The sequence below is a fragment of the Luteibacter sp. P4_D7_3 genome (assembly GCF_056401735.1).
Genome location: NZ_JBFUIT010000108.1, coordinates 1 through 11,909, shown reverse-complemented (window position 1 = coordinate 11,909; position 11,909 = coordinate 1). Strand labels below are relative to the sequence as shown.

9 protein-coding genes are annotated in these 11,909 nt (G+C 64.8%); 5 read left to right on the top strand and 4 right to left on the bottom strand.

Translation table 11 applies throughout. The features are described from left to right. Positions 1–83: 83 nt before the first annotated feature. Positions 84–866, bottom strand: a complete 783-nt coding sequence (locus AC1DSN_RS11520) for an SDR family oxidoreductase (protein ID WP_063572325.1) — start codon at positions 864–866, stop codon at positions 84–86. A gap of 90 nt (positions 867–956) precedes the next feature. Between AC1DSN_RS11520 and AC1DSN_RS11515 the strand changes: the two genes are divergently transcribed. Continuing rightward, positions 957–1,757: an ABC transporter ATP-binding protein gene (locus AC1DSN_RS11515; RefSeq protein WP_063572324.1), complete on the top strand. Its 801-nt coding sequence runs from the start codon at positions 957–959 to the stop codon at positions 1,755–1,757. A gap of 47 nt (positions 1,758–1,804) precedes the next feature. Next, on the top strand, positions 1,805–2,023 hold the full coding sequence (locus tag AC1DSN_RS11510) for a hypothetical protein (protein ID WP_063572323.1): 219 nt from the start codon (positions 1,805–1,807) through the stop codon (positions 2,021–2,023). Between the two features lie 48 nt (positions 2,024–2,071). On the opposite strand, the gene sppA is transcribed toward AC1DSN_RS11510, so the two are convergent. Together sppA and AC1DSN_RS11500 are read right to left on the bottom strand one after the other, a co-directional pair. After that, positions 2,072–3,991, bottom strand: coding sequence for a signal peptide peptidase SppA (gene sppA, locus AC1DSN_RS11505; RefSeq protein ID WP_477297264.1), 1,920 nt, complete (start codon positions 3,989–3,991; stop codon positions 2,072–2,074). A gap of 53 nt (positions 3,992–4,044) precedes the next feature. Beyond that, positions 4,045–5,430 (bottom strand): MATE family efflux transporter, encoded by a 1,386-nt coding sequence (locus AC1DSN_RS11500; RefSeq protein WP_477295300.1) that lies wholly within the window; start codon positions 5,428–5,430, stop codon positions 4,045–4,047. An 89-nt stretch (positions 5,431–5,519) separates the two neighbouring features. Between AC1DSN_RS11500 and AC1DSN_RS11495 the strand changes: the two genes are divergently transcribed. The 3 genes from AC1DSN_RS11495 (at position 5,520) to tal (ending at position 10,292) form a co-directional block, all read left to right on the top strand. Then, a complete protein-coding gene (locus AC1DSN_RS11495) occupies positions 5,520–6,695 on the top strand; it encodes a DUF3667 domain-containing protein (protein WP_477295302.1) in 1,176 nt (391 codons plus the stop codon). A gap of 371 nt (positions 6,696–7,066) precedes the next feature. After that, positions 7,067–9,241: a primosomal protein N' gene (locus AC1DSN_RS11490; protein WP_477330756.1), complete on the top strand. Its 2,175-nt coding sequence runs from the start codon at positions 7,067–7,069 to the stop codon at positions 9,239–9,241. A gap of 97 nt (positions 9,242–9,338) precedes the next feature. Then, positions 9,339–10,292 (top strand): transaldolase, encoded by a 954-nt coding sequence (tal, locus tag AC1DSN_RS11485; protein ID WP_063572621.1) that lies wholly within the window; start codon positions 9,339–9,341, stop codon positions 10,290–10,292. Between the two features lie 95 nt (positions 10,293–10,387). On the opposite strand, the gene AC1DSN_RS11480 is transcribed toward tal, so the two are convergent. Beyond that, positions 10,388–11,851, bottom strand: a complete 1,464-nt coding sequence (locus AC1DSN_RS11480; RefSeq protein ID WP_477295306.1) for a coniferyl aldehyde dehydrogenase — start codon at positions 11,849–11,851, stop codon at positions 10,388–10,390. Positions 11,852–11,909: the final 58 nt, after the last annotated feature.

Genomic DNA, 11,909 nt, shown 5'->3' with positions numbered 1-11,909 from the left:
GTTCATTATCGACTCCCCGTAGACCATCGTAACGATGCCCGCATCGTCTGGCGTTGTCCGGGCGGGACCGTGACAAACGCCGGTCAGAATCCGTAACGAAGAAAACCACCGTCCACGGCGACGATCTCACCGGTGACATAGCTCGACGCCGGCATGCAGAGGAAGGCCACAGCGCCCGCCACTTCCTCGGGCTCACCGATGCGTCCCATCGGCGTGCGGTCGAGCACCTCTTCGAGATACTCCGCGTTGGCGAGCGCCGGCTCACTGCGCTGCGTGCGGATGTACCACGGCGCGACCGCGTTGACGCGAATGCCGTCTTCCGCCCACTCCACGGCAAGGTTGCGCGTCAGCTGGTGCAACGCGGCCTTCGTCATGCCGTACGGAGACCCGGTACGCACATGCGTGATGCCGGAGACCGAACCGATGTTTACGATGGCCGCGTTCGCATGTTGCACGAGGTGCGGATACGCGGAGCGGCACATCTCGTACGCCGAGAAGACATTGAGTTCGAAGAGTTGCCGGTATTCCTCCGGCTCGTAGTCGAGCGTGGCGCGCGGCGTGTTGCCTCCGACGTTGTTCACCAGGATGGAAAGATTCACTTCCAGGTCGGCCACCCAGTCGAACACGGCGAGCCGGTCTTCCTCGTCGGCCAGGTCGGCGGCCATGGCGAGAATCTCGACATCGGGGCACTCCTCGGCGAGTTCGTCGCGCACTTCCTCCAGTTGAAGCTCGTCGCGGGCCACCAGCAACACATCGGCACCGAGAACAGCGAGCTCACGCGCGCAGGCGTAACCGATGCCCTTGCTGGCTCCGGTCACAAGGGCGGTACGCCCGTCGAGGCGCCAGCTACTGAGTCGTGGGTGCATGAGTGGTCTCCGTCTATGGGCGAATCGTACCGCGTGCCTGCCTTGCGACGAAGGGTTGAGCGCAACACGCCCTTGCGACAGGATGGACCGATGAACGACCACGACACCCTGCTTTTCATCGACCGTGCCACGGTGCTGCGTGAAGACCGGAGGCTGCTCGACGCCCTCTCGCTGTCGATCGCACCCGGTCAGCACACGGCCATCCTGGGGCCAAACGGCTCCGGCAAGTCCACCCTGGTCAAGCTGGTCGAACGACGGTTGTATCCGATTGTCCATGCGGACGGCTCGCCGGTCGTCCGTGTGTTCGGGCGCGACCGCTGGAGCGTGGCCGAACTGCGCTCCCTGCTCGGCGTGGTGTCGTCCGACCTGCGCCGCGAGTTCGAAGCCAGCAACGAACAAGCCTTGAATGCCGTGCTTTCCGGATTCTTCGCGTCCATGACGCTCGGCCTCGACCATATCGTGGACGAGGCCATGCGCCACCGTGCCGCCGAGGCACTGGCACGCGTCGGTGCGGCGCACCTCGCCGAACGGGATGTGTCGACGCTGTCCACCGGCGAAGCCCGAAGGGTGCTGATTGCCCGGGCGCTGGTTCATCGCCCGCGTGCGTTGCTCCTGGACGAGCCCTGCGCCGGACTCGATCCAGGTACCCGGCGCCGCTTCCTCGACCTGCTCAGCGAACTGGCGCGCGAGGGCACCACCTTGCTGCTGGTGACCCATCACGTGGAGGAAATCGTGCCGGAGATCGGTCACGTGGTGATGTTGCGAGAGGGCCGCCTCTTCGACCAGGGCCCAAAGGAACGCCTGCTCGCCGACGACCGCCTCTCGGAACTCTTCGGGTGGGAGATGGAAGTGGAACGGGGCAACGGTTTCTACGGTGCGCGATTGCGCTGACCGGCAACGCGAGAGAGACTCGGTATGTCTCTTAAGGCTGACCTGCCATGACCCGCACCCTTTTGCTGCTCACGCTCCTCCTCGCCTGTGCTGCCTGTTCAAAACCGGCGGCACCGACACCACAGCAACCGCCGACGCCGCAGGCCCGCGTTTCGACGCCCTGGGATGCCATGGAGGCGCAGAAGAAAAAAGCGGAGGACGTGCAGAAGACCGTCGACGAACAGGCGAAGAAGCAACGTGAGGCTGTCGATGCGCAGACGCAGTGATGCTCTGTTGCACCCTGCCCGGTAGGAGCCGATTCATCGGCGAAGCTTTTAGCGCGGCGAACAGAAGCAGTAAGCGTAAACGTGCGGCTTGCCCGCCTCGGCCGTGCGGAACAACGCGAACTCCGGTGCAAGGCGCGGCAGCTCGGCGACCCAGCTCGGCAGGCGCAGACCCCACGACAACGCAACGTGCGTTTCCGAGCTGTCGCCGACGTTGGTCAGGAAGCGCTCGAAGGCACCCATCGGCTTCTCGGCGTAGCGCACCTTGAAGTCCTTGCCGAGCTTGGCCTGCTGCGCGGCATCGCGAATGGCATCGTCGAGGCTGCCGAGTTTATCGACCAGGCCGCGATCGAGCGCTTGCTGGCCTGTCCACACGCGACCCTGCGCGATCGCATCGATAGCTGCGAAATCCTTCCCGCGGGCCTTGGCGACATTGCCCACGAAGTCGCGATAACCCTTGTCGATGATGCTCTGGATGAGGATGCTCACCTTCGGATCGAGCGGACGCGTGATATCGAACGCGCCTGCAAGCGGACTCGTGGCGACGCCGTCGCTCTTCACGCCGATCTTGGCCAGCGTATCGGGCACCGTATAGAACATGCCGAAGATGCCGATCGAACCGGTGATGGTGTTCGGCTCCGCATAAATGCGATTGGCATTCATGGAAATCCAGTAACCGCCGCTTGCGGCGACATCGCCCATCGAGACGATCACGGGAATGCCCGCCGCGCGTGTCAGCTCTACTTCACGGCGAATCTGTTCGGCGGCGTAGACTTCGCCGCCCGGCGAATTCACGCGCAGCACCAGTGCACGGGTGCGGCGATCGGCACGCACGGTACGGATCAAAGCGGCCGTGGTATCGCCGCCAATACTGCCCTGCGCCTGCTTGCCGCCGGTGATCTCGCCTTCGGCGACGACCACCGTGACGCCCGGATCGGTCTGCAGCATGTCGGTGGTGGAGAGTCCGCGGTCGGCGAGGTAACCGTCGAGTTCGACCTGTCGGAAGCCCTGGTCCTTCTTGCCGGCGGGCACGCCGCTCTCGCGCAGCATCTGCACGAACTGCTGTTCGGTGGCGATGCCGTCAGCGAGTTTTTCCTGCACGGCCAGATCGGCGAGGCTGCCATGGGCGTCACGCACGCGTTCGGCGAGGTTGTCCACATCGCCGCGCAGCGTGGCCGGCGCGATATGGCGCAGTTTCGCCACTTCGTCGATCCAGGTCGTCCAGAGTCCGCCGAGCCAGTAGGCATCAGCTTCCTTCGACTCAGGCGAGGCGTGATCGAGGATGAATGGCTCGGCCGCACTTTTGAACTGACCGACGCGGAACAGGTGCACTTCAACGCCGAGCTTGTCGAGAAGGTCCTTGTAGAAGAGGCGGTAGTTCGCAAGGCCCGTGGCCATCACGCCGCCCTGCGGATCGACGTATAGCTTGTCCGCGTGCGCGGCGAGGTAGTACTGGCCCTGTTCAAGGCTCACGGCCCAGGCGAGCACCGGCTTGCCTGCGGCACGGAAGCGATCCAGAGCCGCTCCCACTTCGCGCAGCGCAGCGAATCCGCCTGCCTGCAGCTTGTCGGTACGCAGCACGATCTGGCTGATCCGGCTGTCTTTCGTGGCGGCATCGATCGCACGCACCAGGTCGCGCACCTGCACCTGCTTCACGCCATCGCCGGACATCCGCGAGATGGCTCGCGAGAGCCCATCGGCGCTGTACTGCTCGACCAGCGCCCCCTCGGGCGCCAGGACCAGCACGGTCTTGTCCTGCACCGCGCTCGTATGGCCACTTACCATGAGCGCGATCAGGAAAACCGCAAGCAGCCCGAAGAAGATCACGTTGATGATGACCAGCCGGGTGATGTTGATGCCCCGACCGAGGCCGCGCAGGAAGCGGCCGAAACCGCCTCCGCGCCGCGGCGGCGGAACGGGTTGCGGGCGACCTGGCAGGGGCGGCGGCGTGACGTCGTGACGGTCCGGCATCTAAGCGGGTTCCTCGAAGGTTGTGTCGAGCGTAGCGCGTCGGCGCGGCGGCATCACGTGTGGATTGGCAGGGGCGCGGATCCGGCGTCGTCCGGCCAGCGGCCGGTGGCGCTGCTCCGCCAGAAGCGCAGGAAAAGGAGGATGGCAGCCATGCTCAGCCCGGCGATCAGACCCATCCACATGCCACGCGCGCCCAGGTCGTGGGGGAAGGCGAGCCACCAGCCCACCGGTACGCCCACGCCCCAATACGCGAACATGGTGATGCCCATCGGCACCCGTGTGTCCTTCAGCCCACGCAGGGCACCGTTGGAGGCGACCTGGATGCCGTCGGAGAACTGGAAGAAGCCGGCCAGGATCAACAGCTGCGAGGCCATGGCGATCACGGCGGGGTCGTTGGTGTAGAGACTGGCAATGGGGCGGGACAGAAGCAGCATGGTCCCGGAGGAGAGGAATTGGGTGACCAGCACCAGGGCGATGCCCGACATGCCGGCGTAACGCACGCCGGTGATATCGCGTCGGCCCGCGGCGTTGCCGACACGCACGGTGATGGCCATGGACAGGCCCAGCGGAATCATGAAAGCCACGGACGCGACATTGAGCGCCACGTGGTGGCTCGCCGTTACTGTCTCTCCGAGGCGGCCGATCATCAGGGCGACGGCGACGAACATGCCCGCCTCCATCAACAGGGTAACCGCCATCGGCAGGCCGATATTGAGCAGCTGGCCAATCTTGCGGAGGTCCGGCTTCGCCATGCGCTGCCGAAGATTGAGGTCACGGTAGTTGCGATGGTTGAAGATGTAGATCGCGAAACCGATCGTCTCCAGCCAGAGCACGATCGCCGTGGCCATACCGCTGCCCCGCGCGCCCATGACCGGGAAGCCGAGCTTGCCGTACATCAGGACATAGCCCAGCGGCGCCAGAATGAGCAGTCCGCCGAAGCTGAAGTACATCGACGGGCGCGGCATGGATAAGCCCTCGGAAAGACCTCGCAGGGCGAAATAGGTGGTGATCGCTGGCGCCGCGAAGCAGATGGCGTGCAGGAAGGCCGTCACGTCGGCACGCATCGATTCCACCACGCCGAACAGCGCCATCAAGGGCGAGGCATGCCAGACGGCGAACGTCATGAGCGCGCCGAGCACCCAGGCGATATAGAGCGCCTGATGGAAGATCGGGCCAACTTCGCCGCGCCGCCCCGCGCCGTCGAGTTGGGCAACCGTCGGCGGCACGGACATCATCGTGCCGAGGCCGAACACGAGCGCGAGCACCCAGATATTCACACCGGTAACCACCGAAGCCTGCGTATGCGCGCCCTGGTGTCCGGCGAGCACCGCGTCGACGACGTTGGGCGCCATGGCGGAGAGCTGCGCGAAGATCATCGGAAGGGCCAGCCGGACGGTGGCGCCGATCTCGCGACGCGCGCGGGCACGGTCGAAGGACATGGGGGAAAGCACGCAGGGAGGGCCGCCCATTGTAGCCACCTCCCATGCCATCATCAGAATTCGTAAGGGGAAAACACGGGGTTGTAAGGATGAACGAACTGAAGCCGTCGCCCGTCCTGCTGTGCGCGAACTGCACCGCGGCACTCCAGGGCGCCTTCTGTCACGACTGCGGCCAGTCCGTGAAAAGCGTGATCCAGCCGGTATCGCACATGCTCGAGGACGCGGGAGACCTGTTCTTCCACCTCGACGAACGCATCGTGCATACGCTGCCGCCGCTCTACACCAAGCCGGGGTTCCTCACCCTCGAATACTTCTCCGGACGGCGCGTACGGTATATCGCCCCCTTCCGGCTGATGTTCGTGTTCTGCCTGCTCGCCTTTTTCTTCATGCATCTGGCCATCGGCGACTTCAAGGTTGGCGGATCCGAAGGCACGGCACCGCGCGATTCGATCGACGCCTTCGCCGGCGCGAAGACGGCCGAAGAGGTCCACACGCTCTACGACGACCAGATCCACGAGGTGCGTACGGCCCGCAACGACCCCTCGCTACCGGGCGCCGCAAAGGCCGGCCTCGGCGCCGCCGCGGGCCTGATCCGGGAGGCGGCAAACACCCGTCTGGTGGCGCTCAAGGCAACCCCGATCCCCGCTGAGGCGGGCGAATCCGCACCAACTGAAGACCACCCTGGCCGGGGCGAGGCCAGGGTCGAGAAATGGTTCGGCAGCGATTCCAAAATTGATGTTGGCTGGTTTCCGGATGCGCTGAATCACCGGCTCAACGTCGCCTTCGGCCACTTGAAAGCCAATCTCATTCCGATCATGAACAAAGGACCGGGGAAGGATGAAGCGGTCCGTCGCATCCTGGACGGCTTCTTCTCTGTCCTGCCACAGACGATGTTCTTCATGATCCCGGTGTTCGCCCTGATCCTGAAGCTGTTCTATGTGTTCCGCCGACGGCTGTATATGGAGCACCTCATCGTCAGCCTGCATAGCCACGCCTTCATTTTCATCTCGTTGATGGGACTGATCCTGTTGAGCTTCGCGCGGGAGACCATTGCCCCCCGGCTCGCCCTGGCGGGAACCGCTATCGGCTTCGTGCAGTTCGCCATGTGGGTGTGGATACCGATTTACCTGCTGATGATGCAGAAGCGCGTCTACCGGCAGGGATGGCCCATGACTATCCTGAAGTACTGGTTGATAGGCAGCGCCTATTTCTGGCTGCTCCTGTTCGCGGTGGTCATAGCGGCCATCGTGGGCATGACCCACTAGGATTTTTTCCTACCGCGCAGGCGGTTGTGCACAGGCCCGAAGACCCCTTCGCTTTTGTCAAGGTTTTATAGATGCCAGATGAACGGCGCGGCAGCCTCATTTTTAAGTTATTGAAATAATGGAATATTTCAGTATGGTTAAAATCTACCCAAGGTAAGCCGAAGGGCCCAACCATGCGCCTTGGATGCCCCCCATCCGGAGCTCATCCACAGACTTATCCACAGGTCTTGTGGATAACATGGAAACCCCCTTTGGGGCGGGCACTTACCTTCGATTCCTCTTTTGGGGGATCTCATATCAGCCCAAGCCTATGGCGCACTGGTCAATCATTGACCAGCGAAATCGGCATAGGTCGTTAAACTAGGGGTCGCATGACCGCCGTCTTCCGTGTCGCCTTACCGGTGCCCCTCCTGACCCTGTTCGATTACCTGCCGCCCGAGGCAGGTATCGCGCAGGCGGGATCGCGCGTGCGCGTGCCGTTCGGACGGGGAGAAATGGTCGGCGTGGTGATCGATCCGGCGGCCGAAGCAGCGGTGGGTGTCAAGCGCCTCAAACGCGTGAGCGAGGTCCTCGACGACGCCCCCCTGCTCGATGCCGAACTCCTGGCCACCCTGGCCTGGGCAGCGGACTACTGGGCCGGCGCGCCTGGCGAGGCCTTCGCCAACGCGCTACCCCTGGCGTTGCGTGAGCCGCGGCCCTTGCCGGCGACCGGCCGGGAGGTCTGGGCGCTTACCACCCAGGGCCGCAGCGCCCGCGATGCCCGCAGCCGCAAGGGTGGTTCGGCCGCCTTGCTCGAGGCGCTCGTCGACGGCCCGCGCGCGGCCGACGAACTCGGCTTCGCCCTGCCTGAGTGGCGCGCCGCGGCGCGGCGCTTGGTGGACGCCGGCCTCGTCGAAAAAATGGAGCTGGAGGAAACGTCCCTGCCGGCTAGCCCTGCTCCCGGCCCGGCACTGAGCGAAGAGCAGGCGGCCGCGGTCGCCGCGATGGGCGAAGGATTCGGCCGCTTCCAGCCTTATGTCCTCGACGGTGTCACCGGCAGCGGCAAGACCGAGGTCTATCTCGCCCTGATCGAGCGGGCGTTGGCCGATGGCAAGCAGACCCTGCTGCTGGTGCCGGAGATTGGCCTGGCACCGCAGACGGTGCGGCGCCTGCGCGAACGGCTCGGCGTCACGATCGAGGTACTCCATTCCAATCTCGCCGAAGGCGACCGTGCGCGCGCCTGGCTGCGAGCACGAAACGGTACGGCGAAGGTGGTGCTCGGAACGCGTTCGGCGGTCTTCACACCGCTGCCGCATGCCGGCCTGATCATCGTCGACGAGGAACACGACGCCTCCTATAAGCAGCAGGAAGGCTTTCGTTACCACGCTCGCGACCTGGCCCTCGTCCGCGCCCGCGCCCATGGCGTGCCGGTGGTCCTGGGCTCGGCCACGCCGTCGCTGGAGACACTGGGCAACGTCGAGGCCGGGCGTTACCAGCGGCTGGTCCTGCGCGGCCGCCCCGGTGCCACGCAATCCACTCGCGTGCAGATCGTCGACATGCGGGCGCAGCGACTCGACCATGGCATGTCGCCCACCCTGATGAATGCCGTGGCGGCCTGTGTCGGACGCGGCGAACAGGCGCTGGTGTTCCGCAACCGACGTGGCTACGCCCCCGTACTCCTTTGCTACGACTGCGGCTGGCATGCGGATTGCCCGCGCTGCGACCGGCCCATGACCCTGCATGCCGGACGCCGTCGGCTGATCTGTCACCACTGCGACAACACCATGGCGGTGCCGACCGCCTGTCCGTCGTGCAAGTCGRCCAACATCAGCCCGCAGGGCCAGGGAACCGAGCGCCTTGAAGAGGCGCTCACGGCACGTTTTCCCGAGGTGCCGGTGGTCCGCATCGACCGCGAGACCACCCGCCGGCGCGATGCCTTCGGTGAGATCCTCGACGGCCTGCGCGAAGACAAGCCGGCGATCCTTGTCGGCACGCAGATGCTGGCGAAGGGACATGACCTGCCCAACCTCACCCTGGTGGCCATCGTCGGCGTCGACGAAGGCCTGCACAGCGTGGACTTCCGCGCCGGCGAGCGCCTCGCCCAACTCGTGGTGCAGGTGGCGGGCCGCGCGGGGCGCGCGAGCAAGCCGGGCAGCGTCCTGTTGCAGACACACCATCCCGATCACCCCATGCTGCACTCGTTGCTGCGTGGTGGTTACGCCGCCGTGGCGACCGAACTGCTCGAGGAGCGCCGGCTGCTGGAACTGCCGCCCTTCGCCCACCAGGTGCTGCTTCGCGCCGACGCACTGGGTCGCACCGAGGTCGACGCCTTCCTGGCCCAGGCCCATGCCGCCATCGGACCGCCGGGCGATTTACGAATCGCAGGGCCCATGCCCGCGCCCATGCCCCTGCGTGCCGGTCGCCACCGGGGCCAGCTGCTGGTCGAGGCCGGCTCGCGCGCGCGCCTTCACGCGTTCCTGCGGCCGTGGCAGCACGCGCTCGTGGGCCTGCCCGAGGCACGAAAAGTACGCTGGTCGCTGGATGTCGATCCGATCGATCTGTACTGACAGAACGCCGCATTGCTGAACCGAAACCTTTGGATGCCTACACGCCGGGGGCAATCGGCGCGACAATAGAGGTCTCCCAGGTAACGGAAACCCCAACGTGACCACTCAGCTCGAGCAACTGCGCAAGATCACCACCGTCGTAGCCGACACCGGCGACATCTCGGCCATCGCCAAGTACAAGCCGGAAGACGCGACCACCAACCCGTCGCTGCTGCTGAAGGCGGCCGGTATCCCGACGTATTCGGGCTACATCGACGAAGCCGTGCAGTGGGCCAAGGGCCAGAGCAACAAGCGCGAGCAGCAGCTGGTCGACGCCAGCGATCGCCTGGCCGTACTGGTCGGCCGCGAGATCCTGAAGATCGTCCCGGGCAAGGTCTCCACCGAGGTGGACGCCCGCCTCTCGTTCGACACGAACGCCTCGATCGACAAGGCCAAGCGCCTGATCGGCTTCTACGACGAACTCGGCATCAAGAAAGAACGCATCCTGATCAAGCTCGCTTCCACGTGGGAAGGCATTCGCGCCGCGGAAAAGCTGCAGAAGGAAGGCATCAACTGCAACCTTACCCTGCTCTTCAGCTTCGAACAGGCCGTGGCCTGCGCCGAAGCCGGCGTGTTCCTCATCTCGCCGTTCGTTGGCCGCATCTTCGACTGGTACGTCGCCAACACCGACAAGAAGACCTACGCACCGGCTGAAGATCCGGGCGTGCAATCCGTCCGTCGCATCTACGACTGGTACAAGCTGCATGGCTACGAGACCGTCGTCATGGGCGCCAGCTTCCGCAACATCGGCCAGATCCAGGCCCTCGCCGGCTGCGACCGCCTGACGATCGCTCCGGAGCTGCTCAAGGAACTGGACGAGAACACCACCGACCTGCCGGTCGCCCTGAAGGACACCGGCGCCAAGGAAGACAAGCCGGCCAAGCTCGACGAAGCGAAGTTCCGCTGGGGCCACAACGAAAACGCGATGGCCACCGACAAGCTCGGCGAAGGCATCCGCAAGTTCGCGGTCGACCAGCGCAAGCTGGAAGAACTGCTGGGCGCGAAGCTGTAAGTCTCGCTACACGGTGTCACGAGAAGGGGCCTCACGGCCCCTTTTTTTTGTTTATGCGACCGGCTTTGTGTGGGAGCCGGCTGCCACACCACTTTTTACCTACGGATCTTGAAGCCGAGCAATCGATCGACTGTCTTTCCATAGGGCGGTCGCAGCATCGCCGAGACGTCGAAGCGTGCCTGCCGATACACCGAACGAGCGTGGCTGAAAGTGCGGAAGCCGTCGACGCCGTGATACGCACCCATGCCCGACGGACCGACGCCGCCGAAAGGCAGCTCGTCCATTGTCAGGTGCAGAATCGTGTCGTTGATCGTCACGCCGCCGACCACCGTGCGTGCGAGAACACGCTCCTGCTCTTCGTGATCGTTGCCGAAGTAGTAGAGACTCAACGGCCGCTCGTGCGCGTTGATGTGCGAGATGGCGACGTCTATCCCGTCATACGGAATCACCGGCAGGATCGGCCCGAAAATTTCCTCGCGCATCACGTTCATCGTGTCGTTGGCACCGAGCACGACGGTCGGTGCGATACGACGATCGACGAACGTCTCCGCAGCTGATCCGAGCGAACGCACGGTCGCGCCCTTCGACGTCGCGTCGTCGAGATAGCCGAGCAGCCGCTCGTGATGACGCGTGTTGACGATCGATGTGTAATCGGGATTGTCGCGCAGCGTGGGAAACATRCCTGTCACTGCGCGCTGCAGCGCGTCGACGAACGTTTCCAAGCGATCCCGCGGAACCAGGGCGTAATCGGGTGCGACACACACCTGCCCCGCATTGAGCGTCTTGCCGAACATCAGTCGCTTCGCGGCGAGATCGAGATCCGCGTCGCGGCCGATGATGGCCGGGGACTTGCCGCCCAGTTCCAGCGTGACAGGCACGAGGTTCGCCGCGGCGGCGCGCATGACATGCCGCGCGACCGACGTCGCGCCGGTGAAGATCAGGTGGTCGAACGGCAGTGCGGAGAACTGTTCGCCCACATCGCTGCCACCCGTGATCACGGCGACCTCGCTCTCGTCGAAGCCCTTGGCGATCATCTGCTGCATCAGCGCGGACGATCGTGGCGTGAACTCAGACGGCTTGATCATCGCGCGGTTGCCTGCAGCAAGGATGCCGGCGAGGGGCGAGAAGGTGAGATTGAAAGGAAAGTTCCAGGGCGAAATCAGACCGACCACGCCCTTGGGCTGGTAGTCGACCCAGGCGCGTGCGCCGAGCAAGGCGAGTGCGGCGGGCGTGACCGGACGCGGGTCACGTCGCATCCAGCGGCGCACGTGCTTCTTCGCGTGCTTGAGGGGATCGATGGACGCCGCGACGTCGGTGATCAATGAACCCTGCACGGAGCGATGCCCGAAGTCATCGCGCAGGGCGTCGGCGATGTCTGCCGAGTGATCGACCAGGAGGCCGATGGCGCGATCGAGCCGATCGATACGGACAGCTACCGACGGCGAGCCATCGGTCAGCTGGGCGAGCTTCTGGCGTTCGAGGATGACATGCATGGCGCCGAGTGTACGGCGCCGGGGGTGGCCGTGGCGGGCAGTGCTTTTTTGTAGGAGCCGATTCATCGGCGATTCCTGCGGAGAGGGGCATCGGGAATGACGCGAGCACCCATCGCCGATGAAT